The 25,636-nt window shown below is 49.0% G+C and carries 25 protein-coding genes and 4 pseudogenes; 10 read left to right on the forward strand and 19 right to left on the reverse strand.

Annotated features, from left to right (window positions below; genetic code table 11):
* Positions 1–807: cobalamin-binding protein (locus AC1S5B_RS21580; protein WP_482037759.1), on the reverse strand; the 807-nt coding region annotated here is incomplete at its 3' end.
* 156 nt (positions 808–963) lie between these two features.
* On the opposite strand from AC1S5B_RS21580, the gene topA reads away from it, so the two are divergent.
* The 3 genes from topA to recD2 all read left to right on the forward strand — a co-directional run bounded on the left by topA (position 964) and on the right by recD2 (position 7,490).
* Complete coding sequence (topA, locus tag AC1S5B_RS21585; protein ID WP_482037100.1) at positions 964–3,171, forward strand: type I DNA topoisomerase; 2,208 nt, start codon at positions 964–966, stop codon at positions 3,169–3,171.
* A gap of 157 nt (positions 3,172–3,328) precedes the next feature.
* Positions 3,329–5,026, forward strand: a complete 1,698-nt coding sequence (locus AC1S5B_RS21590) for a P-loop NTPase fold protein (protein ID WP_482037101.1) — start codon at positions 3,329–3,331, stop codon at positions 5,024–5,026.
* Between the two features lie 229 nt (positions 5,027–5,255).
* Positions 5,256–7,490, forward strand: coding sequence for an SF1B family DNA helicase RecD2 (gene recD2 / locus AC1S5B_RS21595; protein WP_482037102.1), 2,235 nt, complete (start codon positions 5,256–5,258; stop codon positions 7,488–7,490).
* 108 nt (positions 7,491–7,598) lie between these two features.
* Here the strand turns inward: recD2 and AC1S5B_RS21600 are convergent, their stop codons facing one another.
* The 4 genes and pseudogenes from AC1S5B_RS21600 to AC1S5B_RS21615 form a co-directional block, all read right to left on the reverse strand.
* Positions 7,599–8,030, reverse strand: a complete 432-nt coding sequence (locus AC1S5B_RS21600; RefSeq protein WP_482037108.1) for a Tn3 family transposase — start codon at positions 8,028–8,030, stop codon at positions 7,599–7,601.
* 3 nt (positions 8,031–8,033) lie between these two features.
* Complete coding sequence (locus AC1S5B_RS21605; RefSeq protein WP_482037793.1) at positions 8,034–8,615, reverse strand: IS5 family transposase; 582 nt, start codon at positions 8,613–8,615, stop codon at positions 8,034–8,036.
* 9 nt (positions 8,616–8,624) lie between these two features.
* Positions 8,625–8,812, reverse strand: a pseudogene (locus AC1S5B_RS21610) (transposase); the annotation flags it as partial.
* Between the two features lie 43 nt (positions 8,813–8,855).
* Positions 8,856–9,434, reverse strand: coding sequence for a Tn3 family transposase (locus AC1S5B_RS21615; RefSeq protein WP_482037760.1), 579 nt, complete (start codon positions 9,432–9,434; stop codon positions 8,856–8,858).
* Positions 9,435–9,499: 65 nt separating this feature from the next.
* On the opposite strand from AC1S5B_RS21615, the pseudogene istA reads away from it, so the two are divergent.
* The 3 genes and pseudogenes from istA to AC1S5B_RS21630 all read left to right on the forward strand — a co-directional run bounded on the left by istA (position 9,500) and on the right by AC1S5B_RS21630 (position 11,848).
* Positions 9,500–11,241, forward strand: a pseudogene (gene istA / locus AC1S5B_RS21620) (IS21 family transposase).
* A gap of 12 nt (positions 11,242–11,253) precedes the next feature.
* Positions 11,254–11,697 (forward strand): ATP-binding protein, encoded by a 444-nt coding sequence (locus AC1S5B_RS21625; protein ID WP_482037761.1) that lies wholly within the window; start codon positions 11,254–11,256, stop codon positions 11,695–11,697.
* A gap of 7 nt (positions 11,698–11,704) precedes the next feature.
* Positions 11,705–11,848 carry an ATP-binding protein gene (locus AC1S5B_RS21630; protein ID WP_482037762.1) on the forward strand — a complete coding sequence of 48 codons (144 nt, stop codon included), beginning with the start codon at positions 11,705–11,707 and terminating at the stop codon, positions 11,846–11,848.
* A gap of 202 nt (positions 11,849–12,050) precedes the next feature.
* Here the strand turns inward: AC1S5B_RS21630 and AC1S5B_RS21635 are convergent, their stop codons facing one another.
* From AC1S5B_RS21635 to AC1S5B_RS21665, 7 genes are all read right to left on the reverse strand, one after another.
* Positions 12,051–12,179 carry a hypothetical protein gene (locus tag AC1S5B_RS21635; RefSeq protein ID WP_482037763.1) on the reverse strand — a complete coding sequence of 43 codons (129 nt, stop codon included), beginning with the start codon at positions 12,177–12,179 and terminating at the stop codon, positions 12,051–12,053.
* Between the two features lie 107 nt (positions 12,180–12,286).
* A complete protein-coding gene (locus tag AC1S5B_RS21640; RefSeq protein ID WP_482037764.1) occupies positions 12,287–12,580 on the reverse strand; it encodes a helix-turn-helix domain-containing protein in 294 nt (97 codons plus the stop codon).
* A 235-nt stretch (positions 12,581–12,815) separates the two neighbouring features.
* Entirely contained in the window at positions 12,816–13,253 is a 438-nt protein-coding gene (locus AC1S5B_RS21645) for a DinB/UmuC family translesion DNA polymerase (RefSeq protein WP_482037765.1), read from the reverse strand.
* Positions 13,207–13,866, reverse strand: coding sequence for a DNA polymerase IV (dinB, locus tag AC1S5B_RS21650; RefSeq protein ID WP_482037766.1), 660 nt, complete (start codon positions 13,864–13,866; stop codon positions 13,207–13,209). Before dinB ends, AC1S5B_RS21645 begins: the two co-directional genes overlap by 47 nt.
* Before the next feature lie 31 nt (positions 13,867–13,897).
* Positions 13,898–14,134, reverse strand: coding sequence for a hypothetical protein (locus tag AC1S5B_RS21655; protein WP_482037767.1), 237 nt, complete (start codon positions 14,132–14,134; stop codon positions 13,898–13,900).
* Between the two features lie 90 nt (positions 14,135–14,224).
* Positions 14,225–15,214, reverse strand: coding sequence for a hypothetical protein (locus AC1S5B_RS21660; protein WP_482037768.1), 990 nt, complete (start codon positions 15,212–15,214; stop codon positions 14,225–14,227).
* A 138-nt stretch (positions 15,215–15,352) separates the two neighbouring features.
* Positions 15,353–15,856 (reverse strand): bifunctional DNA primase/polymerase, encoded by a 504-nt coding sequence (locus tag AC1S5B_RS21665; protein ID WP_482037769.1) that lies wholly within the window; start codon positions 15,854–15,856, stop codon positions 15,353–15,355.
* 889 nt (positions 15,857–16,745) lie between these two features.
* Here AC1S5B_RS21665 and AC1S5B_RS21670 point away from each other — a divergent pair.
* The 3 genes and pseudogenes from AC1S5B_RS21670 to AC1S5B_RS21680 all read left to right on the forward strand — a co-directional run bounded on the left by AC1S5B_RS21670 (position 16,746) and on the right by AC1S5B_RS21680 (position 19,254).
* Positions 16,746–17,021 carry a hypothetical protein gene (locus AC1S5B_RS21670; protein ID WP_482037770.1) on the forward strand — a complete coding sequence of 92 codons (276 nt, stop codon included), beginning with the start codon at positions 16,746–16,748 and terminating at the stop codon, positions 17,019–17,021.
* 61 nt (positions 17,022–17,082) lie between these two features.
* Complete coding sequence (locus tag AC1S5B_RS21675) at positions 17,083–17,889, forward strand: hypothetical protein (protein ID WP_482037771.1); 807 nt, start codon at positions 17,083–17,085, stop codon at positions 17,887–17,889.
* Between the two features lie 57 nt (positions 17,890–17,946).
* Positions 17,947–19,254 (forward strand): annotated as a pseudogene (locus tag AC1S5B_RS21680) (IS701 family transposase).
* A gap of 5 nt (positions 19,255–19,259) precedes the next feature.
* Here the strand turns inward: AC1S5B_RS21680 and AC1S5B_RS21685 are convergent.
* Positions 19,260–19,946 carry an IS630 family transposase gene (locus AC1S5B_RS21685; RefSeq protein WP_482037772.1) on the reverse strand — a complete coding sequence of 229 codons (687 nt, stop codon included), beginning with the start codon at positions 19,944–19,946 and terminating at the stop codon, positions 19,260–19,262.
* The gene (locus AC1S5B_RS21690) at positions 19,838–20,227 is read right to left on the reverse strand and encodes a helix-turn-helix domain-containing protein (protein WP_482034976.1); all 390 of its coding nucleotides are present in this window, start codon (positions 20,225–20,227) and stop codon (positions 19,838–19,840) included. Before AC1S5B_RS21690 ends, AC1S5B_RS21685 begins: the two co-directional genes overlap by 109 nt.
* A gap of 92 nt (positions 20,228–20,319) precedes the next feature.
* On the opposite strand from AC1S5B_RS21690, the gene AC1S5B_RS21695 reads away from it, so the two are divergent.
* Positions 20,320–20,670 carry a DUF1016 N-terminal domain-containing protein gene (locus AC1S5B_RS21695; protein ID WP_482037773.1) on the forward strand — a complete coding sequence of 117 codons (351 nt, stop codon included), beginning with the start codon at positions 20,320–20,322 and terminating at the stop codon, positions 20,668–20,670.
* Positions 20,671–20,863: 193 nt separating this feature from the next.
* Here AC1S5B_RS21695 and istB read toward each other — a convergent pair.
* The 5 genes and pseudogenes from istB to AC1S5B_RS21720 form a co-directional block, all read right to left on the reverse strand.
* Positions 20,864–21,617: pseudogene (gene istB / locus AC1S5B_RS21700) on the reverse strand (IS21-like element helper ATPase IstB).
* 56 nt (positions 21,618–21,673) lie between these two features.
* A complete protein-coding gene (locus tag AC1S5B_RS21705) occupies positions 21,674–21,898 on the reverse strand; it encodes a hypothetical protein (RefSeq protein WP_482037774.1) in 225 nt (74 codons plus the stop codon).
* Positions 21,899–21,959: 61 nt separating this feature from the next.
* The gene (locus tag AC1S5B_RS21710; RefSeq protein WP_482037775.1) at positions 21,960–22,583 is read right to left on the reverse strand and encodes a hypothetical protein; all 624 of its coding nucleotides are present in this window, start codon (positions 22,581–22,583) and stop codon (positions 21,960–21,962) included.
* An 18-nt stretch (positions 22,584–22,601) separates the two neighbouring features.
* Positions 22,602–23,225 (reverse strand): hypothetical protein, encoded by a 624-nt coding sequence (locus AC1S5B_RS21715; RefSeq protein WP_482037776.1) that lies wholly within the window; start codon positions 23,223–23,225, stop codon positions 22,602–22,604.
* 222 nt (positions 23,226–23,447) lie between these two features.
* A complete protein-coding gene (locus AC1S5B_RS21720) occupies positions 23,448–25,601 on the reverse strand; it encodes a protein NO VEIN domain-containing protein (RefSeq protein ID WP_482037777.1) in 2,154 nt (717 codons plus the stop codon).
* Positions 25,602–25,636: the final 35 nt, after the last annotated feature.

Here is a 25,636-nt window from a genome sequence, read left to right on the forward strand (position 1 = left end):
GTCGGTCAGATAAAGCTGCTGCTGGTTGACTGCCCGTAGCTGCTGCCATTGTGGATGGGTTGCTAATGCCTGCTGCATCTCCTGATGGGTACGAGGGAGGTCAAATCCGCAGGACATGATGATGATCAGGTCTGGGTCAGCTTCAAGCAATGTTTCCCAGGAGAGGTAGGGGGAATGCTGCCCGACTTTCCCGAACAGATCCTGTCCACCTGCCAGTTCCACTAATTCAGGTATCCAATTGCCACTGCCCATCAGCGGGTCAATCCACTCGATCGCGGCGACTTTGGGGCGATCTCCGGCTGAGATGGCTTGTGTTGTCTGCTGACATGCCTCAACACGGGCTTTTAATTCTGTCAGCGCGAGATTGGCATCGACTTCTAGCTGATTGGCAACCCGCTGGATGTCTGCCCATACATCGATCAGCGTGTGCGGTTGCAGAGAAATGACCTGCGGCTGGGGATGGCTGAGGGTGGCAACGGCTTGCTCAACCAGAGCGAAGTTGACGGCGCAAACATCGCACTGATCTTGCGTGACGATGTGGGTTGGTTTAAGTTGTTCCAGCACATCCAGCTTGATTTCATAAATGCTCAAGGTCGCTTGGAGTAGTGTTTGCACGTCGGCATCAATTTGGGCGCTCGGCTTTTCGATGTTGAGTCGAGCAGCGGTACAAATTGGACGGGCTTGAATCTCTGGTGGATAGTCGCACTCATGGCTCCGCCCGACTACAAACTCAGTCAGTCCCAGTGCCGCTAGAATTTCAGTGGCACTGGGCAGTAGAGATACAATCCTTGGCACTGATTTAGGCATCCGATCATTCCTGTCTTCAAACGCCACCCGTTTGTAGTCTAAAGGAGAATCAGAATAATGGGTCTTACAGATCGAATTTGATAGCAACACACTCAGTACAGTTTCCTCTTTTTCAGATCGCCTGTACTATTAAGAAATTGATTGGAAACTAGCTGCATGGCGAACCTGCTGTTGATTGAAAGTCCGGGCAAATCCAAGAAGTTGAGTCAGATTCTCGGTCCTGATTGGATTGTCAAAGCCAGCATGGGGCATGTGCGCGAACTGGCTAATGATGGCGAGGATGCGCTGGGCTTTGATCTGCTTGATCAGCGCATTGAGTGTCGCTATGAGCCGAGAGATGCTAGAAGCAAGAAGGTGCTATCAGACCTACGGCAGGCGGTGAAGCAGGCGGAGACGGTCTACATTGCCACTGACCCCGATCGCGAAGGGGAAACGATTGGCTGGCATTTACAACAGGAATTGCGACTCAAAAATCCGCGTCGGGTAGTCTATAGCGAGATTACGCCCCAAGCGGTTAGAGCGGCGATCGCCCACCCGCGATCGTTGGACCAATCCCTGATTGCCGCTGGACGGGCACGAGATTGCCTCGATAAGCTGGTGGGCTATAAGGGCAGCAAGCATGTGGTCTGGCAGCTTAACATTGGCGCGAAGTCCATGGGGCGGGTGCAAAGTGCCACGCTACATCTGCTCTGTACGCGAGAAAAGGAAATTCAAGCGTTCCAACCCCAGGACTACTGGAGCGTTTGGGTGGAGTATGGGGAAGGGTTCAAGGCGCTTTATCGTGCCAAACGGAATGCCAATCCTGGAGCAAACTCGGCAGCCGTAACCGAACAACCGGATGATGCAGCGGAGGGCAAGGAAAGCCAGGAATCCGATAAAGTAACCAGTCAGGCAGAGGCAGATCGATTGGTGGCGATCGCTCGTTCTACGCCGCATCAAGTCGTAACTGTCGAAGGTAAAGTTGCCCATCAATCGCCACCGCCACCCTTCATCACGTCATCCTTGCAACAGGCAGCGGGTGCGAAACTGCGCTTTAGTCCTGACAAAACGATGAAGGTGGCGCAAGCACTGTATGAAGCGGGTCACATTACCTACATGCGAACGGATTCAGTGATGTTAGCCGAGCCATTTTGTGTAGCCGTGCGGCAATACCTGGAGCAGCATGATTCAACGAATGTGCCCAACAAAACGACGCGACATCGGGCAGTCAAAGGAGCACAGGAAGCGCACGAAGCAATTCGTCCTACGGATGTCAATCAATTGCCTACCCAACTGCAAGCGAGTGCAGATGAGACAAAGCTGTATGAGTTGATCTGGAATCGAGCTGTGGCTTCTCAGTGTTGCCCGGTGCGGTTGCGAAAGACACGAGTGATAACAAAATCGGGTACGGTGCAGTGGGAAGCAACCGGACAGGTGGTGGAGTTTCCGGGCTATACCCGCTACTGGAATAACTTGAGTGCCGATAGCCAATTGCCCGCCTTACAGCAGGGACAGCCGTTGACGCTGAAGCAGGCAGACTCAGAAAAGAAGCAAACCCAACCCCCACCGCGCTATACGGAACCAAAGCTGGTGCAGTTGATGGAACGTAAGGGGATTGGGCGACCCAGTACCTATGCGCCCACCATCAAGACGCTGAAGGAGCGGGAGTATGTGCAGGTAGAGAAAGGTAAGCTGCAACCCACATCGTTGGGAATGGAATTGGATGGAGCCTTGGAAAAACTACTACCAGAATTAATTCAGCCAGAGTTTACGGCAAAAATGGAGTTGGCGTTGGACGCGATCGCTCAGGGAAAGCAGGATTGGCAGGGGTATCTAACCGATTGGCACCGCACCTATTTTGCACCTGCGTTGGAGAAGGCGGGTCAACTCCTGAAATCAAATACGATTCAAAGCGGGAACTCTACGGTTGCGCGATGCGATAAACCTGCCGCTGCGCGAACGTCAAGCTCAACCCAGTCAAAGCCACAGGCAACAGTGACAAAAACTGCCTGTTCCAAGTGCGGGGAGGCGATGAGCAAAGTTCCCTCTAAATCCAAGAAGCTGAAGGCGGATCATTTTCTCAAGTGTGGAGCGGCGGGCTGTGGAGCCGTCATGTTCTGGAATCCCCAGGGAAAACGGTATGAGGTGCCCTATGCTCAGCGCACTCCTGACCCAGAAGCGTTTACGGATGTTCCCTGTCCGGTTTGTGGCGCATTGCTGGAACGGTATCGCTACACGAAGGAGGGGAAGGAGAAGGTGATGTTGCGCTGTTCGCTGCTAGAGAATCGGCGCGGGAAGTGTAAGGAGGTGGCGTTTTTTGAGGGACGGGAGGGCTTTTGGTCGCCCAAATTTGGCACGTTGAAGATCGAAAGTTTGGTGAAGTAAGAAGGGCGATCTCACCTTCTATTTCCTCTACGAGCGCTCTAACGTTTGTCTTGCGCCATTGCTCTCTTCTAGTCGTAGACCAAACTCGGCAACCTCGACTCAATTTCTCTCTACGCTAACTTTAGTGTATGTCTTTACAATACTTCCCATAAACACTATGACTAATCATAAAAGTACATCCAAGGCTGGTTTAGAGCGTAGAGGAGTAGAAGAAGCGCTTCAAGCGTTCTTAGACCTAAACAATAAGGCTAAAGTTTTTGCCCTGAAGGGAGATTGGGGAGTCGGGAAGACGCATTTTGCAAAAACACTCTTATCTAATAAAAATAAGGAATATTACTATGCCTCTGTCTTTGGCATTTCATCTATTGATGAATTGAAAATTCAACTATGGAGTAACTTTCAACCAGTCAATAAGGAAGAAAAAAACAGATTTTGGGGTAATCAGAAGCCTAGAAAAGGTTTAAAGCATATAAAAGAAATATCAGAGAGTATAGAAAAAGCAACAAAAGGCATTCCATTAGGAGGAATAGTCACTTCTTCTTCAATTTCATTGATCAGCAATGTAATCATCAACAATGCGCTTAAAGAGAAATTAATTTGTATAGATGACCTTGAAAGAAGCTCAAAAAAACTGCGGCTAGATGAACTATTAGGTTTCGTTGAAAGTCTTGCCGAAGAATATAAGTGTAAGATTATACTTATATACTGTGAAGATAAATTTGATGAAGAAGCAAAAAAGACTTTAAATGAATATCGAGAGAAGGTTATTGATATTGAAGTTAAGCTAGACCCCAGTGTAGAGGAAAATTTTCATCTAGAGTTTGACAAAGATGATCCCGATGAAGAGATTATCTTTAGTTATTTAAGAAAGGAGTATATTCAGACAAACAATATTCGTGTTCTTAAAAAAATACGATGGGTTTTAGAAAAACTTAGACCTTATATTAAAGATTTTTTACCAATTATTCGACAGCAAATAATCGAAGAAGCCATTTTTATTTCACTGGCAAAGTTTGATAAGAAATTTTCTATCGATTTGGATAGACTACTATCTCTAGATGACTACCAGCAGTTACTCGGTAGCGAAAAGGATAAGGATAGAAATCTCTATTTTGCAGCAATGAATCTTGGCTATTCTGGATCTACAGTAAGTGATGAGATCGTTCATCTGGTCGAGACATCAATATGTGATTACAAAAAAATTTATGAAGCAGGTAAACAACTTAATGACAGAGAGCAACAAAATAAAATTAGAGAAAGACTACGTGAAGTATATGTTTCCTACTCTGAATCCTTTGACTCTTCCGAAACGGAACTGTGCAAAAAAGTGACAGAGTTTCTTGACAATTACTGCCTTTTTCTAGATTACCATGAGCTGAGAGAACTTGAGAATATTACACAAGCTGTTGATTTAGACATGTCTAGTTATAAGAGAGCTTGGCTCAAACATCAAGTTGATAGTTCAGATACTCCTCAGTCATTAAACTATTTACAATCTCTATTTCAAGAGTTTCCTGACTTGATGTCTGAGCTTGAAGAGAAAATCAAGAGCATTGGGGAGACAATGAGTATTACTCAGGTGCTAAGCAAGGCTCTTCAAAATAAATCTTGGTCTGAAGTAGAAGCTAATTATTTGAATGAGCGTACTGTAAAAGACTATAAAGAATGGCTTTTAGAGAGGCATCCTGATAAATCCTACTTAATCAAACAAGGACTAAAAAAAGTAGATGAGAAATGTTCTCAAGCCTTGAAGCAAGCTATCATTGAATTAGCTCAGAAAAGTAAGTTGAATGCTACGATGGCGAAGCACTTATACGGCATAGATATTGAAAATAGAGATACTTCTGAGGTGTAGTTGCCGAGGAATCTGCTGTCTTCAGTTGAAGTAACTCCTGTAATGAGATAGCACTTGCGTTGTCAGAGACCGTAATCTCTCTCAGCAAACGCGCGATTTAAAGGAGCTACAACTAGATTCGTCGCTAGGAAATCCTCACTACCACGCAAGTGATGTATGCCCAATAATCGCGATCGCCCCAAGCGGCTATCTTATAATACGTTTGTCCTGAGTAATCAGAGAACGCGAGTTGAATGAGCAACGCCAACAACCAGGAACCCATCAGGCTCCTCCCGTGGAGTCCCTGCAAGGCGTGGTCGAACGGCTCACCTACCACTCCGAAGAATCTGGCTACACCGTCGCTCGTCTGAAAGCTCCCCGCACCAGCGAACTCATTACCATTACAGGCAGCTTTGCCAACATTCAGGCAGGACAAACCCTGCAACTGCAAGGTATCTGGAAAGATCATCCCAAGTTCGGTGCCCAGTTTCAGGTGACGCAGTACCGGGAAACTAAACCCGCCACCATCACCGGAATTGAGAAGTACCTGGGCAGCGGCTTGATTAAAGGCGTGGGATACGTCACGGCGAAACGCATCGTTGCTCACTTTGGGCTGGAAACGCTGGACATCATTGAGAACCAGATTGAGCGTCTGGTAGAAGTTCCCGGTATCGCCCACAAGCGGGTGAAGCTGATTCAAACCGCCTGGGTGACGCAAAAGGCAATCAAGGACGTGATGCTGTTTTTGCAAAGTCACGGCGTTTCCACCACCTATGCGGTCAAGATCTACAAGCAGTATGGGGATGAGTCGATCGCCACTGTCACCCACAATCCCTATCAACTGGCAACGGATGTCTATGGCATTGGGTTTGTCACCGCTGACGCGATCGCTCGGAATCTTGGCATTGCTCCCAGTTCCCAGTTTCGCTACCGCGCTGGCATTCTGCATGTGCTGGGGGAAGCCTCTGAAGATGGGCACTGCTTCTTGCCCCACGATGAGTTAATTGGGCAGGTAGTGAAGCGATTGGACATTGAGGATCACCATCCCAATCCTGACTCTGTAGAGTTTTTGATTCACTTGATGGTGCAAGAGCGGGAGTTGGTCAAAACCGAAACGCCGATCACTGGACTGGAGCAATTTGGTTACTATGCGCCACCTTTTTTTGCAGCCGAATATAAGCTAGCCGAACGGTTACAACAGATTTTGAGACAGCCGCTTCAGGTTGATGCAACTCGTGTCCAACAGTGGATTGCGCGGTTTATCGAAAAAACGGGAACGCCACTTTCGGAGCAGCAGCGCCATGCGGTCGAGATGGCAGCGAGTCAGCGAGTGTTGATCCTCACAGGAGGTCCAGGGTGTGGCAAGACATTTACCACCCGGACGATCGTGGCGCTGTGGAAAGCAATGGGGAAGTCGATTGCCCTCGCATCGCCCACGGGACGGGCAGCCCAGCGGCTGAGCGAGATGACCGGGCAGGAGGCAAAAACGGTGCATCGCCTGCTGGAGTTTGACCCCAAAACGATGAAGTTTAAGCGCGATGTAGACAATCCCATCCCGGCTGAGGCGATCGTGGTGGATGAAGCCTCCATGTTGGATCTATTTCTGGCAAACTCGCTGATGAAAGCCGTCTCCCCCAATGCCCAACTGTTACTGGTGGGGGACACGGATCAATTGCCTAGTGTGGGACCGGGGTCGGTATTGCAGGATTTGATTACCTCTGAACAGGTTCCGGTGGTGCGGTTAACTCAGGTGTTCCGACAGGCGCAGGCTAGCCACATTATTCGCAATGCTCATCGCATCAATGGAGGACAGTTCCCGCAGTTGGAGCCAGTGTCGAATGCGCCTCAGTCAGATTGTCTGTGGCTGGGTGCATCAGAGCCAGAACACGGAGTCCAGGCTATTCGAGAGCTAATGGGCGACTTGATTCCCCAACAGGGCTTTGACCCAGCCAGCGATGTGCAGGTGCTTTGTCCCATGACACGGGGAGAGGTGGGCACTCGCAATCTCAATATGGTTTTGCAACAGCTCGTCAATCCACCTAGCTCTAACAAATCTGAGATTGTGCGGGCAGGGATGATGCTGAGGGTGGGCGATTGCGTCATTCAAAAGGTCAATGACTACAACCGGGAAGTGTTCAATGGCGACCTGGGCATAATTGCAGCGGTGGATGTGGAAGAACAAGAGGTCGTGGTGCAATTTGGAGAGCGATCCGTGAGCTACGACTATGCGGATCTGAACGAAATCACGCTGGCGTGGGCAGTGACAATCCACAAGAGCCAGGGGAGCGAGTATCCGGTGGTCATTCTGCCCATCTACATGCAGCACTATCTGATGCTGTCGCGGAATCTGATTTATACCGGGTTAACCCGTGCCAAAAAGCTGGCAATTGTGGTGGGTCCGCAGAAAGCGATCGCTCTTGCAGTCAGGCAGGTTAAGGATCGCCAACGCTACACGCTGCTGGATAAACGGCTGCGAGAGAAATAGGCTGGATAGAGATTAATGTAAGGTCTAGAACCCGCGTGCGCATTTGAACAGAAAGTTACGGTTTTGAATTCGAGTATTACCGAAAGCCTTGGACTGTAGGATGTACAGCTATAGATCATCAATGAAATACGTTCCATTAGGCACGACATGCCTGAAGGGGAGCAGAGAGATGTGAGATAGAGTTTCATCCTCAATCAGTTCCCCTTGTGCTCTCATGCTTTCGACGATTTCATTGACCTTGATGGTGTTCCAGTAGAGGATCGCATTGGAAACCAGACTCAAGCAGCTGGCTTTATTCATAATTTCCTCGTAATCCCCCGTCGTGAACTCACCCTGATCAGCAAAGAAAACCCGACGTGGCAGCTTGTGTCGGTATTCCCCTTTGTTGAGTTGGCGTTGCACCGTCTGCCGCAGACTGGCATCGGTGAGATAACGCAAGATATATTGAGTCTTGAGGATACGACCGAGATGGGTAAACGCCTTAGAGGATGTTTGTAAAAGAGTGTTAAGGAGTTTCTTTCTTCCACCTTCTGCGATTATTGTCTAGTCATTGTCTAGTCGTCGCAGCATCAACCGAATCATGGCAACATACACCAACCCCTCATGGTTCTCTGGCAATCGTTCGTAGTCGCGGGTTAATCCTCGACAATTTTCTAACCACGCCCAAGTTCGTTCCACAATCCAGCGCTTTGGTTGGACTGAGAATCCTTTTCCCTGATGCTCCACAATCTCAAAGTCAACCTCATAGACCTGGGCTAAATCAACTTCTAGGTCTCCTCGATAGCCCTGGTCTGCTAGAACCTTAGCCAATCGCCCATACGTGTCTATTGCCCTAAATAATACCCATGGAGCCGCTTTCACATCCACTTGATTCGCCGCTCCCACATGACACTTGAGCACCAGTCCTAAGACATCAACAACAATCGTTCGCTTTCGACCTTTGATCTTTTTGAAGCCATCTACACCAATGTGCTCCCCTTCTCCCAATCTGACTGACTGGCTATCAATGATGCCCAAACGGGGTGCTTCTGCTCGTCCGACTGAGCATCGTACCTGTTTGACTAAAGCCTGATTAATCGATTCCCATATCCCCAAACGCACCCACAAGCGAAAGTAGCCATACACCGTTTGCCAAGCTGGAAAATCAGCCGGTAGGTTGCGCCACTCACTCCATTTTCAACCCGGTAGAAAATGGCATCTAACACCTGCCGTAAATCCACTTCCCGCAAGCGTCCTACGGGTTTTTCTGTGGGTAATAAAGGCTCAATTCTGTGCCACTCGGCATCGGTTAAATCACTGCTGTAGGTTTTAAGTGCTCCCATCTCTCAACCTCACTCAACTCTGGCTTCTTAGTACGCTTTTTAACTAGATTTCGTAAATACTTTCGCAATGTTTATTTACAAACACTCTCTTAGACAGACGGTCAGCCGGGAAACTATTGGTGAGCCTCTGAGCAATCACATTCGCCGGTGCTGTGCGTTGCTTGAGGGAAATGGCTACCCGAATCATCTCCTCCCACTGTTCCTCAATCAGGTTGAGGTCAGCTGTTTTCGTCCATAAGGGCGTGAAGACCCCATAATCATGGTTTCTATCGACTTTATAAAGCTGCTGGTCTTTCAAATCCCGGATACGTGGCATGAAATAGAAGCCCAATAAGTGACACAGCGCAAAGATGATTTCGGTGTAGCCATGGGTGTCCGTCGTATGCTCGCGGATTCTGAGAATCGTGTTGTTTTCCAGCAGCCCATCCAGGACATATAAAGCTTCACGCGGAGTGCAGGAAATCACCTTGGTACTGAAGACTGAGTATTGATCAGAGACATGGGTGTAAATGCCAATCGCCTTTTCGTAATAGCCGTTATCAGACGACAATAAGCATGGCGGGTAAATGACAGGTACTTGGCGGGTGAGAACGAGCATTTCAAACTGCCAATTGTTAGTCAAATTGATGCGTCAAATCAAGCAATGAAAAAGACACTGGGAGTTATCACCCATGCGGGAGCCTCTCCATGCCTGGAAAACGAATTGAAATAAATCAAGTCAGAGTGTACATGAAATCACGAGAGTTCGGCTTAACCCAAGCCGAGTCTGCTGCTGTGGCTGGCTTTTCAGAACGCAGCGGACAACGAATTGAAGGGGGCGACCTCTTACCAGCCGAATCGGGGCAAAGCGCGGGGATGGCGAACCTGTGCTGACCCATTCCTCGAAGTGTGGGAGAGCGAACTGGAACCGATGCTCAGAGGAGCGCCCGCACTCAAGCCGATGACGTTGTATGAGTACTTGCAAGCGAAGTACCCTGGCAAATATGGGCAAGTCTTGCGGACGCTCCAACGGCGAGTGGCAACCTGGAAAGCGTTGTACGGACCCGCGCCAGAGGTGATGTTCGAGTTACGGCATGAACCCGGAATGATGGGTTTTTCTGACTTCACCGAGTTAAAAGGAGTCGAGATCACCCTGAACGGAAAAGTGTTTGAACACTTGATCTATCACTATCGCTTAGGGTACAGCGGCTGGCAGTACGCCCAAATCATCCAGGGTGGCGAGAGCTTTATTGCCCTGTCCGAAGGGTTGCAAAATGCCCTGTTTGCTTGTGGGGGTACGCCGAAACAGCATCGGACTGATAGTTAAGTGCGCCGTACCGGAACTTGGGCGGCGTTCGCAACAAGCCCTTAACCCGATTATATGACGACCTCTGCCATCACCACCGGATGCAACCGACCCGCAACAACACCAGCATTGCCCACGAAAACGGTTCGTACGCCTTCGGCGGAGCGAAGCTCTATGAGTCTCCACACGGACACTTGAAAAACCGGATTAAGCAAGCCCTGCTGCTGCGTGGCAGTTGTGAGTTCAGCAGCATTGCCGAATATCAAGGGTTGATCAATCAAGCGGTGGATGGACTCAATGCCCAGCACAGCGAGAAGATTACAGCGGAGAAACCTTATTTGCAACCACTCCCCAAAGGACGCGTCGCAGACTATGAAGTCCTGACGGCAAAGGTGAGTTGTCTGCACAATGATGTGCGCTGCGTGTTGTACACGGTGCCTGCCCGCTTGATTGGACGGCAACTGGAACTGCATCTGTATCACGACCGGATTGTGGGGTATCTGCACCAACAGCAGGCGGTTGAGCTACCCCGCCTCCGACCCGATGGCAAGGGCAAACGTCGTGCCCGCTGTATCAACTACCGCCATGTCGTTGAAGGACTGCGGCGCAAACCCCGCGCCTTCTTGTATTGCACCTGGCAGCAGATTACTCCCCCGATGAGCAATGGCAAGGATTGTGGCACCAGATAAAAGCACAATTTGAGCTGAACCCGGCGGCACTTTTGATAGTTGAAAGCTTATACATTGCGGCGACCCAAAACCTGCAATCGCAGGTTGCAGACTATCTCCACACTCAATTGGCGCAAAAGACCCTGACCCTTGCTAGTCTCCAACAGCACTTTGGCTTACTCCCCCCGATGCAGGTGCCAGCGCTTGCTCCACCCAACGGGATCTTTCCTCCTATGACCAACTCTTCCCCGCACCAGACCAGCCCTTACCAGAGCTTGAGCCTGCACCTCAAACGGTTACACCTCTCCCACATGCTGACCCATTGGGAAACCCCTCGAAGCCAAAGCGATGCAGGAGGGCTGGTCTTACGCGCAGTTCTTGCTAGCTCTGTGCGAATTAGAGGCACAACGGCGTTGGAGTGCCAGACTTCAACGGGCATTGAGTGTTCGCGTAGCGTGTGCGTAGCGTGTGCGTAGCACTCAGCCCAATTGCCCAACGCCAAAACCCTTGCCAATTTTGACTTTGCTCATTGCCCCAAACTCAATGCTGCACCCTTAATGCAACTGGCAGACGATGCAACCTGGCTGGAACGGGCGGAAAACGTGTTGCTCTTCGGTGCCAGTGGTGTCGGCAAAACTCATCTAGCAGCAGCGGTTGCCCGACGCATGGTCGAGTGGGGTAAACGGGTCAAGTTCTACTCTGCCATTGCCCTGGTGCAGCAGTTACAGCAGGCAAAGTTGCAGTTGCAATTGCAGAGTGCGCTCAAAAAGCTTGACCGCTTTGATCTACTGATACTCGATGACTTGGGCTATGTCAAAAAGTCAGAAGCCGAAACGAGTGTGCTGTTTGAGTTAATCGCTCATCGTTACGAGCGCAGGAGTCTGCTGATTACTGCCAATCAGCCCTTTAGCCAATGGGATCGCGATTTTTAGTGACTCGATGATGACCGTCGCAGCGGTTGACCGTTTAGTGCATCATGCTTTGATTGTGGACATTCAAGCCGACAGTTACCGCAAACAATCGGCAACCGCAAAGTCGGCAAAAGCTGCAACCGCAGCACTCCGGCCTCAGCCCGTCTCCTGATCCTAGTTGTCATTTCGATCCCAATTGTCACTTTGATCCTGACTGTCATTCGATCCTGGTTATCACCCTACAGCGATTGTTTCTTTCTACGGGTCTCTGCATTGCTAACTTGATGCAGCTTTAGTCGAATGTTGGTTTTTATCTTTCTTATTTGTAGTGCTCGATGAAGTTCTTGCGATCCTATGCACCCGTCAAGTAGTTGTCATTTCCTGGCAAGATGCTTGACATTTGATAGCAAGGTTTGCTTAAAAGCTTCTCGCTGCTCTGAGTTCTGCTTAATGTGTTGAGGACGGGCAACTTTGAGCTTGGCTTTAAGACGATGGCGGGTCATCTGGTAGACCGTATGATACTCGGCTTCTACCCTTCAAAGCTCCAACAGCCACTGCTGCACTGCCCCATAGCTGTCAAATCCATTGCTCGGTTCTTGCAATCGCTTGGCTAACGCAACCTCTGCCCGCATCGGAATGACACGATTGCTGCCGCCTCCGGGGATTCGTTAACGACTAGCAATGCTTCGAGTCCTTGCGCTCGGTATAACGCTAACCACTTTTGCACCGTGCCTCGATGTCTGCCAATTGCCACCGCAATCTGGCTGATACTCGGTGCTTGCGCTTGTTTAAGCCAGTACAACACTTGCAATCGCTCTTTGAGGATCGGCTGTTCAACCTGTCGTAAACGCTCACCTAACTCCTCAAGACTTTCCCTGATTGAGATCGTACTCACTCCAGCCATCGGTAGACCTCATCGCTACATCCCTCAGTTCATCTGATCTGTAGCTACTCCAATTTAATTTGGTATGACCGATGGCAATGCCTACTTCAACCGTACGAGTTACATCGGCTGGTGGACTCACTGAGAATCCTGACGGAAATCCTGCACCCGACGGTGTTCGATGCCAAATACAAAGGCAGTGGCTGGAGTCAGTACCGCGAGTAAGAGGCAAACTCAAGACACAACTGCACATGGCTTAAAGACTGAGATGGCTCCAGTAGGTTAGAAACCGTAATTCCAATAATCGCACCTTTCGCTGGGGATCAAGATGGAGCAGCAGTAACTCCTTTCCCAGGTGATAGATACCATCCGCATCCTTCAATAGATCCGAGATCGTTCGACTGCGAGTAATTTGCTCATAATCAGCGTACTTCACCTTCAATGTGAGCGTATAGCCATAGCGCTGATACCGATCCATCCGCTCCTTGACCTGCCTGGAAAGCGATTCTAACTTGCTGAACATGGATTCCAAATCGCTCAAATCTGCTGCAAACGATTGCTCACTGCCAATCAATTTACGAATGCGATTAGGATTCACCGGGCGATCATCCTCTGCTCTTGCAACCCTGTAATAAAAGCGTCCTGCTTTACCGAACCGTTCGATGAGAGCAGCTTCTGACCACTGCTTTTTCAAGTCTGCCCCTGAATGGATGTCTAAAGCATTCATCTTGGCAGCCGTTGCCGCCCAGACCGTGAAACTTTTCAATCGGCAACGACTCCACAAACGCCTCTGCCTGATCGGGTGAAATCAAGGTAAGACCATCCGGTTTATTCAGTCCAGACGCAATCTTTGCCAGAAACTTGTTCATAGAAACTCCAGCAGAGGCAGTCAGGTGCGTATCTTGGTGAATATCTTGCTTAATTGCCCGAGCGATCTCAGTGGCTGAAGGACTGTCAAGCTTGTTGCTCGTCACATCCAAATAGGCTTCATCCAGCGAAAGCGGCTCAACCAAATCAGTGTATCGATGAAAAATCTCTCGAATCTGCTGCGAGACCTCCTTGTAAACCTCGAATCGCGGCTGGATAAAAATGAGGTGAGGGCAGCGCTGCTTGGCAATTCGAGACGGCATCGCAGAGTGAATCCCATACTGACGCGCTTCATAGCTGGCAGCAGCCACCACTCCGCGTTGTTCGGGTCTACCGCCTACCACAATGGGCTTGCCCCGATACAGGGGATTATCCCGCTGTTCCACAGATGCGAAAAACGCATCCATGTCGATGTGAATAATTTTGCGAAGAGGAGACATACATAGCCCCGCCGGGAGTCTAAAATCTACATCAGTTTTCTTTAGGATAGCCGCCGATTTGACTCTCTGGTTCATGCCTTCTGGAATTAGATAGCCCCTCCAGCCACAGATTCCACAGCGCCAACTCCATATCATCCAATTGTGCCTGACTACGCTTACCCAACAATTGCTCCAAGTGATCGCCCACCTGCTCTCGCGTCCATCCCAATCGCTGAATCTGCACCGATATAGCCGCCAGCACCCCAGATAAGATCCCGCGCCGAGTCATCCAACTCCAAAGCCTCGAATAACGGGAGATTCAGGCGCTCCACCTGCAATATCTCTGGATTAATTTCAGCCCACGCGATCGCCTCCGCCATCAAAATTGGATCACCCGATTCCAAATATCGCTGCATCCGAGCAATCGGAGCTGCCTGCATTGCTTCAAGGCGGATTTGATCCGCCGCTTGACCCACATCCAACCCAGTTTGCAGGTTAAATAAGGGGAGTTGAATCGTGGGATCACGTCCATTTGACTCCCTTCCCCTTGTTGAGAACGTCTAGAAGTTCGATCTACCTGAGCATTACCGCCTACTGAGAATAACGCTTGCCCAAGACGATCGCTCAAATCCTTTTCTGATAAGTCATTACCGCCATTCTCTAATAATAAGCTTGTAGGATTGTGCCAGTTAGATGCGTCCCTAACGCAATCTAACTGGGCATCCGTATTTGAAGTTGGGGGGTGTGGGGGGGGTTCCACAGGTTCAGTTGCTAGAAGCAACTGATAGTTGGGATGCCATAAGTCTCGGTGACTATAAAGGGAGGCACCGCCAATGCCATATTGAATGAGTGCTTGCCATCGGGCAGTGGCACCACTGGGTAAGGTGTTGTGGTTGAGGAGATCTGCAATCGCCTGTCGAATCCGTGCTCGTGCCGCTTGGGATTGCTGTTGATTCCAACTGAGTTGTTCTGGCTGACTGGCTTCTGCTTTCGATTTATATTTGCCATTCCCATCTCCATAGTGAAAGTAGCGGCTGCCTTCAATGCATCTTGCCCATTCTTCGGCTCGTTGTTCAATTTCATGCTGATGCTGACACCACTCTTCGTAGCCGGGTAAGGATTGAGCCGTGGTGACTATTGCATCAATCAATGTTTGTCCTGTTAAGGGTTTACCCCCACAGAGGATGTGGTGAAAAATGTAAGCACGCATGGCGATGCGACCGAGCAACCGATTGGTTTGTCCAGCGCCCGTCCAGCCCAGTTCAATTTCAGCGTTCAGGTCGTTGACAAACTTTTCGGCTTTGCCTGAGATGCGATAGTGCTGGCGCTGAAATTGTTTGAGCAGTCGTTGTAGAGTTTTGCGCTCCACGGTGTTGCGGTTCTGGGCAAACTGCCGTGTTCGACGAAGGTCTGCGGGTCACTCCAGATGGCTTGGAAGTCATGGTTCAATAGATAGGAGCCTGCTTGTAGCGGCAACCGATGAGCATTGAACAGGCTGAGACTCCCTTCAAGGGCATAGGGTCTGGGATTGGGAAACAGTTCTAGGTGTCCGGCGCTCAGGCGAAATCCAGCGTTTTCTAATAGGGTTGTAGACGGCAATCGCGAGTTTCCAGGTGTTTTGGGCGACTGGAAAGGGGAAGTAGAGATGTAGACCGCCGCTGTAGGAACTGGTGCAGAGAACGGCATTAACCAGTCCCAAGGGTTCCAGTACCGCCAGGATGCGGGAGACGGCAAAGCGATCTCGCTGGGGATGATAGAGGCTGCTGGTATCGATGTCGAGGACGCAGTGAGTTTTCACCTTGCCAAAGCGCACCCCGAAGAGGGAGGAGCCTTGACGCAGGATGCGATCTGAGAGGGGATGACGGCTTTCGGTTTTCCAATCGGGTGTGTGTTCAGGTTCTGGATGGTTGGCGTAGATATAGTCGTGCCGATGCGGAAAGAGCGCGAGAAATTTATCGTCCCACTCCTGGATATATTGAAACTGTTCTGTAGTTTGACTAACAATACGCATCCATTAGCTCCATCAGTCAGAAGGAGATGGAACAGAACCCCAAATAGCCTTATTTCACACAAAATAAACACAAAAAACTTCAGACCGACTTCTTCATCAGAAATGAGTACTGCTAGTGTATGCATCATGCTTTTGCATAGAAAACAGAGAGAGCAATCGTTCTCTCTGTCACTAGGAAGCCAGAATGTGGGAGATTTTGGCGAGGCTCTGTCCCGGTTTTCTGTTATTTGAAAAAAGATGAATAAAGTTACTCATTGAGTAACGATGTTGATCCGAGCTTCCAAAGAACATCCGAACTAAGAGTAGAAGCAGTGTACATCGGAAAAACTTATTCTTAACATGCTGAAATCGCCTGTACGCTGGAGTTATAGGTATGTAATACGCCAAAGTTATAGGTGGTCTATACGCTGGAGTTACAGGTAAAAATGTACGCCGGAGTTACAGGCATATCAGTTAAGAATACGCTGGAGTTACAGGTAAAAACCTAGGAGTTACAGGCATTTTGAAATGAAATTTTGAGCCTAGTGATTTTTACATTGCCTATAGGAGAAAACTATACGCCGGAGTTACAGGCTGAATCATACGCCGGAGTTACAGGCTACCCAAAAAACTATACGCCGGAGTTACAGGCTGAATCATACGCCGGAGTTATAGGCTAAGTGGCTAAAATCATACGCCGGAGTTACAGGCTAGGTAACTAAAATCATACGCCGGAGTTACAGGCTATCAAAAAGCTATACGCGGGACGTATAGAGTGATGTCCACATTTAGCAGTTTTTTGGATAAGTGTAAGTAAAAACCCTAGATGTAGGAACTTGACAAAGCTCCTGAAAATCTTCTCAGTTCAATGCGTGGCTGGTACAATTTGCTCACGCGATAGGAGCGAATTGTGAGCAAGCGAAACGACACATCATTTCCAGTAGACGGGCAGCTCCTGATGGTGTTACCTAGGGCAGCAGCAGCTCTCAAGAATCCTGATGTGCAGTTGCCCATCTTGCGCTCCGATGCGGACGGATACTATTTAGAAATGCGGGTAGAAGCTGATATTGGTGATCCAACCGAGTTAGCTGTGACCCGCCGAGTGCCTCTGGAAAATCTGTCGGCTGAAGAGTGGGAAGATCTGAAAGATCAGTATGCCAAACTTGATTTAAAGTCGTGCCTCTAATCAGGGAATCAGTAAAGGGCTACCAGAGAAAATTCAGGATCGACGGATTCAACGCTTGATTATGGCGTTGTTGACGTTTCTCAATCCCCGACAGGTTTCTATTGTGCTTTATTTGTATCGACTAGCCGCGCAACAGGGGACGGGGCAGTCAGTATGCTTTCGCTCAAATGATTTGTTGGAAAGTCTAGGATATACCCGCACGAAAGACGGAGGTTTTGCTTCAAAACTGCGATCGCAACTTAATCGCGATCTGGTTGCTCTTCATCGCACAGAACTGGTGTTGGCACAGTCCCTCCGTAAGGGGAATAACATTGGCGCCAAAGTCATGATTAAAAGTGTATTACGGATTAAAGACTACGAAATTGACAATGTTCCGCGAGATTTTGATCTGGCGAAGACCGCAGACTACACGTATGAATTGGCAGATGCTTATACTGTGTCTCTAGAGTTCTTTGAGGGTCCCAGCCGTACAGGCGACTATGTGCTGTTTGCTAACAGCATTGATATTACCCAAAAGCTGGGAAACAACGCAAAGAGTGACTATAAAACGAAGCTACTGATTTATTTGGCAAGCCGGATGAAGTGGGATATTCCCCAAGATGGTCAGTACTTGGTAATTTCTAAGCAATACTTGTTTAAGAATTTGGATTTGCTGGGCAGCAACTCATCTCGAAATAATCAAATCTTTTGGCGAACGGTAGATGAACTCAAACAGGAGGGCTATGTTTTGGGAGCGCAAGAGCTGCCTGGTAAGAAAAAGTGCCTAATATCCAATTTCAAATTAATCCTGAAAAATTGCGTTGCAATTAGTTATGAGTTTGTTGTAGAATCGTATGCCTTGTTGCTACAGTACATACCCCCTCATTAGTCACTCTGAGTAGAAATTATCTAGAATAGGGTTAAGGTTATCCAGATTAAATGATCCATGCCTGCCTCTAGAACCGCTCGACCGACGATTCGCTTTGTAGATGAATACTGCCAACTGTATGAGGGATTATTCCCAGAAGTGCGAAGCTTTGAAGCCTTCAAACTGTTGCACTTGGGGATGGTTAGCGAGATTAAACGCAAATCCTTACCCGCCATTGCCAAAGCAGTGGGCTTAGACAATCAACAAAACTTGCATCGCTTCCTAACCGAATCTCCTTGGCAGGTGCAGCAGCTACGCCAGAAACGACTGGAGTTAACCCTCAAGGTGCTGGGTGGTCGCTCATTGATATTACTGATTGATGAAACCGGAGATTGCAAGAAGGGAAAAAGCACACTGATTACGTCAAACGGCAATACATTGGCAACGTCGGTAAAAAGGAAAATGGCATCGTGGCTGTCACGGCTTATGGATTAGTGGATGGCATGATTTTGCCGTTAAGCTTTGAGTGTATGAACCCCAACGACTCAAAGAAGGAGAGGAGTACTCCAGTAAACCGCAAATTGCCGCAAGGATGATTCGAGACCTGCAAGCCCTGGGATTTCACTTTGAGTTGGTGCTTGCCGATAGCTTGTACGGAGAAAGCAAGGTGAACTTTGTCCATGTGCTTGATGAGTTGAAACTGCCCTACATTCTGGCGATTCGTAGCAACCACGCTCTGTGGTTACCGCAAGAGCCAGGAGGTGTATCAGGAGCCGTGGCAACCGTTTGAACGCACCTTTAGCAATGGCACCACCGAAGTGCGCTACATGGCAGAGGTGATTTACGGCAAACGGCACCGCAAGCCATATTGGCTTTTGACCACTGACCGTGACACCTTGCCAGACAATTCCACTTCCTTTGTGATGGTCTGTGCCCCAGACATCAAACTCAAAGAAATTGGAGACCACTACGGCTTTAGAACCTGGATTGAGTATGGACTCAAACAAGCCAAAGACGCACTCGGTTGGGCAGACTTTCGCATGACAAGCTATGAGCAAATTGAGAAGTGGTGGGAGATAGTGATGAGTGCATTCCTCATGGTCAGTTTGTTTGCCGACCCGTTGAATGACTCATGCCCCCTCGCCCATCAAACGATTTACAGGGCATCCTTGGTGGGATAACCAAAGCGGTTGGAAGAATTTATTAAACAACCTACGTTTAGTCATTCAACCTTTAGTTTGTTTTAACTGGCTTAAACAGTGGTTGACGGTTTTTCCCATTGCATCACTCCAGTTAGGGTTTGAACAACTCACGCAGAAGATGAATGAGTTTATCTGTCCACTGGTGCATCGGCTAAATTTACAACTTATCTTTTCCTCTGCTTAAAGTGACTAATGAGGGATACAGCGGTTTGCAGACTCATGAGGGACAGTAGCAGCAGTGGGCAAACCAGTTCGCAAATGCTTCGGATTCATTAAATCCATCGCCGTTGCAATCAGCGTATCGACCCGTTTCGAGGTCGTCGGCGAGAACTGCCTTAAGAAGGCTTTTAACTGCGACCACCAGTGTTCTATGGGGTTAAATTCCGGGGAGTAAGGAGACAGGTACAGCACCCTTGCGCCAACCGCTTCAATTAGAGGTGCTATCGCGTCTACTTTGTGGGTCGGCAGATTGTCCATGACCACAACAGCCTTGCCAGAGTTGGGCACGAATGCACTGGGAGACATATAGACTTCAAAGGGCGCGTAGATTGAAGCATCCATTGTCATTACAGCCAGGACTTTTGAGACCGAGATCGCACCAATGACACTCACCTTACTACCGCGATAAAAGGGTTTGAAGTCGTAAGCTCGTGCTCCAGACCTTGCACGGGCATGCGTTCGCATCAGTCCCAGCAAAACTCCCATCTCATCAAGAAACACTAAGTCCTTGAGGTCTACCCCCTTGACTTGGGTCCAATACTCCCCTCTTAAGCGTTGTACGCGTTCGCTCGTCGCTTGGTGGGCGCGGAGTGTTTTTTTTGGCGTGGTAAATCTAGTCGCTGGAATGTCCGACACATGGTGCTTTGGCTTACCCATAGTCCAGTCGCATCAAACAATAACTCACAGTATTCTGCCAAGGTCGCATCGGTCTGTTGCTCGAAGATCGCCATCAACTGATCTTGATGCTCCATCACCGCACTCACCGACCCACCCTGCTTGCGTGGCACCACATGACCTTCTGTCCGCTTCTGAGTGACCCACCGCTCGACACAGTTTTTGCTGACACAGAAGCGCTGCGCTACTTTTCTGAAAGAGCTATCTCCTTGTTCAATCGCACTGACAACTCGTTCTCGCAAGTCGATGGAATACGGCTTCATTCGTTACCTTCTTTTGCACCACTTTAGTGTCCCCTATCTGAACGCAAACCGCTGTATTTGTAGTGCTCGCATTGATGTAAAAGGGATTGAGAGTGGAATATCAACGCCTCTTGGACGGAATTGGGCAAATTAATACTTCAGCCCAAGCTCCGATCGCAAAGGCAGTTAATCAAGCCCTTACTCTACGGAACTGGCTCATTGGTGCACATATTGTTGAGTATGAGCAAAATGGGGAAGATCAAGCAACCTATGGGGAAGCCCTTTTAAGAGGTATTGCGGCTGATCTGACAGAACGCGGCTATGAGGGTTTGTCCCTCAGCAACTTGAAAAATTTTCGTAAATTTGCCCTGACTTATCCTGTATTGGCAAAAAACCAAACACTGTCTGACTTATTTCCTTTTCCTGGGGATGCCCTAGCAAAAAGCCAAACACTGTCTGACTAACTCTCTTTGCTGTATTTTCACAACTTCGGCACCCAATTTCTACTAACTTCGGCACCTGATTCTCACCCAACTTCGGCAGGGTAATTTCATCAACTTCGGCAGGTGTGAATTTATCACCTTAATCGTGTGTGAGATCGCATCCAAGTAACCGTCAATGACACAAATCGAAATAAGATTTTTGCGTGAGATCGCATCAAGCACTCTCCAACTGAGGTGCAATTTTGCTGGTAAGCTTTCGCATTGATTCCCCCTTGAGCACCAGTCGCAGAGAGTCATGGACAATGCGGTCGAGAATCGCGTCCGCTAAGGTTGGGTCTTGAATCTGCTGATGCCATTGATTGACCGGAATCTGAGTGGCAAATAGAGATGATGCTTTGCGATACGGTTGAATGGAGCAGGTTCAGCAAGTCACGGGCATCTTGAGGCAGGAGTGGGTCGCGCAGCCAATCATCAAAAATCAGCACACCCAAACTGGCGAGTTGACGTTGGAGTTTCGGGAATGAGCCATCGGCTTTAGCAAGTTTGAATTCCAGTAGCAGATCGGCACTCCGCAAATAGCGCACGGTATGCCCCAAGGTGCAACAACCGTTTGCTAAGACGCAAGAGAGGAAGGTTTTGCCCACGCCCGTCGGACCGACCACGATGAGGTTCAGATGCTCTTGCACCCATTGTCCCTGTGCAAGTTCGAGGAACTTGGATTTAACCAGACCACGCGGAACTGAAAAATCAATATCAGCAACTGAGGCGGTAGTGGAGAGTTGGGCTTGCTTGAGGCGGCGTTGGAGACGTTGTTGAAAGCGCCGATAATGTTCTCGCTCAACCAGCAATGAGAAGCGTTCATCAAAGCTCAGATCGTGATACGTGGCGCTGGTGTGTTGTTCGCTCCAGGCCTCGAGCATCCCGCTCAGGCGGAGCGCTGTGAGTTGTTCAACGGTCGATGGATTCATGTGGGTGACCTTAGCAATAGTATTGGGAACCTCGGACATTGGCGTGTTGATTGACTTCAGACAGGGGTGCCGATTCTGGCAACGGGGCCGTTTGGTTCAAGTTCGAGGATGTTGCGAATCCGGCGCAACCCCACGAGTCCCAGAGTATTGGCTCGTCGGCACGCGGCTTCGAGTCGGGTTGAGTCAAAGCGTCCAACTAATCGTTGAATGCCTTTGAGGGCGCGAAAGGCTTGTTCAGGGTGAGCTTTGGACTCGAAGATGGCTTGCACTTGAACGAGCATCGCACGGCGCCGATGCCCTCTGCCCAGGCGAGAAATCGCTCCTTTGACTGCCCTTTGTAAGCTAAATGCTCCGGTGGCATGTGCTCAGGCACCGTCGTATGCCGATAACGCACCCGAGAGCGCTCATGAGCGGCAACCCGTTGGTGTTCGTGAAGCCAACCAACTGCTCACTCGTTTTGACTTGAACTGCCTGACCCACCAGCGTGTAGGGGACGAGGTTGATAATCTTGTCCTCCACTTCAATGTGGTAATCCAGATTCACCTTGGCGCTTTTCCACTGTCCAAATACAAACGGTTGAGTCGGTAGGGGCTTGAGGGCGCTTTGGTCCACTTGCTCAAATAGTCCTCGCCGGGATACTCCATAGCCATGCATCACGCGCTCATTGAGTCGCTCCAATCGCTCTCGAATCGCCGCATTGAGCGCACTGAAACTGGTGAATTGTTCATGCCGCAGCGGGGCGAGGATTTGCCGTTCCACTTCCTGCACCGCCTTTTCCACCTTGCTTTTATCGCGTGGTTTCTTGGGACGCGCAGGCAGGATGGCCACGTCATAATGTTCGGCAAACTCTTGGTAACTGCGGTTCACTCCTGGCTCGTAGCGACATGGGTCGGTGACTCCTTGACTTGAGATTGTCCGGCACGATGCACTCTGGCACTCCGCCAAAGAAGGATAGGGCACGCTCATGCGCCCCTATCCAGTGCGTCAATTCCTGCGTTGGAGTCGCTTCCGCATACGTATAGTTGCTCGCTCCAGACACCCCACAAAAATCTGAGCCTCAACCACTTCCCGGGTCTGGGGATGAGTCACCCGCACGCTCAACCCACAATAGTCCACAAATAGCTTCTCGCCCCCCTTGTACACCTGGCGCAAACTCAACTTCTCAAACAGCCACCGCCACTCGTTGCAATAACGCCGACAAAAGGTGCCATAGCTCATTTGCCACTGTCCTTTGTCTAACCCTTCCTGCCACAGCAGGGCGAGCGTCACCCCTTTGCGTCCTAGTTCCACCGCAAGGGGGGCAAAGTCAATCGCCTCTCCCTCCCGACTCGCTTTACGTTTGCCTTTACCCAGCAGGTCTTTGACTTCGCTGTCACCCAAGTGTCTGAGTTGCTCGTAGCTCAGGTTTTTTGCCGTCGCTCGTCGAATGTAGTCTTGCACCGTAGAGCGAGCAACTGCACAGCTTTGGGCAATTGCACATTGGCTGTGACCCAACTCATGCAACCGCAAGATTTCTCGAAATTTTGCCATTCGCAGTAATCCTCCTTGTCCGTTTGTCTTGCCCATCTTCCACACTCCTGATTGACTGAACCAGTGCAGTGTAGTCATGGGTGCCGAAGTTGAGTGAGAATTACCTGCCGAAGTTAACTGAATTTTGGGTGCCGAAATTTGTGAGGTTAAAATGTTGCCGAAGTTAACTGAGAATCACCTGCCGAAGTTTGTGAAAATTTGCAGGGATGCCATTCTGGTGGCGGAGGCTCAGGTGTTTTTTGGTTTGATACAGAAGAACTCACAGGGGGCTGAGTAGTAGAACCAGCGGGCGCATCCTTATCAGTCTGCCTCACTCGCTTCATCATCTGCCAACTGCCGCCAGCTATCGTCATAGTAAAACTCACCTACCAAACCAACCGGGTTCTGGATCGGAGTCACCGTTGCCTCATCCATTTCGGCCTGCTCCACCACGTATAGCCAGAAGTCATCTTGCTTTTTATTGCCTGTTTCAAATTGCTTCAGAGATACACAAACTCCTCGTCTGTCCCAGATCCCCCGCAGTGACTTCACCTCGATATAACGTACCGCGCCAGATTGCGTATCCCTCGACTCAATGTCATATCCAGGATGATTTGGTTTGACTTCATTCATATCGTTAGGTTCACGCCCATGCCGACGCTCATACTCCATCACTTGTGCCATTCCAGCTTGGTCAATCTTTCGTGCTTCGGATTCTGTCAGTTCCGTTTCTGCATTCTTGTTCGGATCAACTTCCAGCCCGGAGCGAACACGGACACCATTGCGGTATTGCTGGCTCGAATATGTTGTTCTCGGTTGGGATCGTCGCTTGCCAGCACCTTGAGATCGTCCTGATTCGCCCAATCGTTTTAACCGAATTATATTGTTTCTCTTAGAAATGGAGTGAGTTAGGGTCGGCTGCCGATTCCTCTCCTTAGAATCATTTTGGTCAGCATCCTCAGAATCACTTTGCTCGGCAGGCTGGGCAGCGGATTTTACATCTAGGATGCCTCTTCTCTGTGATGTTAGTGGAGTAGGTTTCGCAGGTTTAATGATTGGATTGGCAGTGGGTTGAGTAAAAGCAGGGGAAACGGGGGATGAAACGGCGGGTGAACTATTTGCTGTAACAGGAGGAGATTTAGGAATGGGTTGTTGTGGAACACTGCCATTGGAGGGGTTAGCAATTGCTTGTCCCGGATTACTGCCATTAGAGGTTGAAGCTGGTGAAGGACTTGCTGATTCCCGCTCATTGATATCTTTGGTTGTGCCCTCATCTGCACTGTTTGTTTCAAACTCATCCAAGAGATCGGCATCAAAAATTTCATCAACTTCGTTTTCGTCTGTTTCTTCAAAGGCTGTCACTAAAGGCGATCGCTTAAGATGCTTAACTCGGAGTTCATCCAGCAATTGTTTGATTTCGGATGGATGACTTTCAATGATTGTCTGTAGACGAGCCGTATCAGCCAGCTTAAGGTTACCTAATTGCTGATTAAGACTATCGGTGAGATAGTTACGCATCAATTTTTCGCTTTTATGGCTGAGGTGGAATATATAACTGTTTGGCTTACAGTAATAGCCTCCTTGTAAACCAGATGCAATGCAGCGATCCTTTAAAAGCAAATTGGTAGTAATTGTCGCTGCCGCTTTAACCTCTGCCCTTGCTAGCCCACTTAGTTCTACTTCAACATCCAATCCATACTGGTCTATAATCAACCGTTCTAATCCGCTGATAAACTCTGATGAGCGCAACAGGCTCTGCCAGTTCTGACAAAATTTACCTACGTTCTGGTCATCTGACAACTCAATCTTCGTTAGTTCTTCGACCACATCACTTGATAAAGACTGGCTACCTGCGGCACTTGCCAAACTATGTGGCACTTCAGGATGCAAAATTTTGACTTGAGCACGACCAACAATTGCATCAAGCTTCCAGGGTGCATCAGGGATAAGAATCTGATCGGGCGGCAACAACAAATTATCGTCTGTCAGCAAGAGTAGGTCGTAATCAGAAACGGGACATTTTTCTAGCTCTAAATCTCGCGTCAGAAGCTGCAAAACTTCATAGACACATTTCACGTCCTCAGCAGTTAAAGATTCGCCTCTGCACTCCTTTGCTAACTGTGTCAAAAAATTAAGATAGTCATCAACACCGGGCTGCCGCTTCTGTCCTAAAAGCTCATACACCTCTCGAATAGGCGAAGATGGAGTAATTTTTTGCCGACGCTTACCAACGAATGTAACATTGACTTGGAATGTATGTTCTGGCTTCCAAAATTCACCATAATTCCACAAACACTTGTAGCCTTGTAACTGGTCTCGTAACCATCGACGGTCTACATCTGTTGCTCGGTTGCTAAGGAATGCGGTATTGAGATAGTTGTAAACACTTCTAAGAGATTGTTGGTATTCTTTATCCTCAGATGCTGAAACTTTGCCTGCTTCCCAGAGTTGTATCAACGCCTTGAAATGATTCACCACATCTTCACGGTTAGGAAGACGGAAGCCTAAAG

Source organism: Leptolyngbya sp. CALU 1928 (assembly GCF_056784215.1).

Bases quoted from the DNA above. Each gene is read 5' to 3' on its own strand.
- AC1S5B_RS21675 (WP_482037771.1), top strand. From the start codon at position 17,083: ATGGCGTTGTTGACGTTTCTCAATCCCCGACAGGTTTCTATTGTGCTT.
- AC1S5B_RS21640 (WP_482037764.1), bottom strand. From the start codon at position 12,580: ATGGCTGGAGTGAGTACGATCTCAATCAGGGAAAGTCTTGAGGAGTTA.
- AC1S5B_RS21655 (WP_482037767.1), bottom strand. From the start codon at position 14,134: ATGACTCGGCGCGGGATCTTATCTGGGGTGCTGGCGGCTATATCGGTG.
- AC1S5B_RS21635 (WP_482037763.1), bottom strand. From the start codon at position 12,179: ATGACCCGCCATCGTCTTAAAGCCAAGCTCAAAGTTGCCCGTCCTCAA.
- AC1S5B_RS21715 (WP_482037776.1), bottom strand. From the start codon at position 23,225: ATGACTACACTGCACTGGTTCAGTCAATCAGGAGTGTGGAAGATGGGC.
- AC1S5B_RS21705 (WP_482037774.1), bottom strand. From the start codon at position 21,898: ATGCTCGTTCAAGTGCAAGCCATCTTCGAGTCCAAAGCTCACCCTGAA.
- AC1S5B_RS21630 (WP_482037762.1), top strand. From the start codon at position 11,705: ATGATGACCGTCGCAGCGGTTGACCGTTTAGTGCATCATGCTTTGATT.
- AC1S5B_RS21710 (WP_482037775.1), bottom strand. From the start codon at position 22,583: ATGAGCGTGCCCTATCCTTCTTTGGCGGAGTGCCAGAGTGCATCGTGC.
- topA (WP_482037100.1), top strand. From the start codon at position 964: ATGGCGAACCTGCTGTTGATTGAAAGTCCGGGCAAATCCAAGAAGTTG.
- dinB (WP_482037766.1), bottom strand. From the start codon at position 13,866: ATGTCTCCTCTTCGCAAAATTATTCACATCGACATGGATGCGTTTTTC.
- AC1S5B_RS21690 (WP_482034976.1), bottom strand. From the start codon at position 20,227: ATGAAGCCGTATTCCATCGACTTGCGAGAACGAGTTGTCAGTGCGATT.
- AC1S5B_RS21590 (WP_482037101.1), top strand. From the start codon at position 3,329: ATGACTAATCATAAAAGTACATCCAAGGCTGGTTTAGAGCGTAGAGGA.
- AC1S5B_RS21685 (WP_482037772.1), bottom strand. From the start codon at position 19,946: ATGGGTAAGCCAAAGCACCATGTGTCGGACATTCCAGCGACTAGATTT.
- AC1S5B_RS21665 (WP_482037769.1), bottom strand. From the start codon at position 15,856: ATGCGTATTGTTAGTCAAACTACAGAACAGTTTCAATATATCCAGGAG.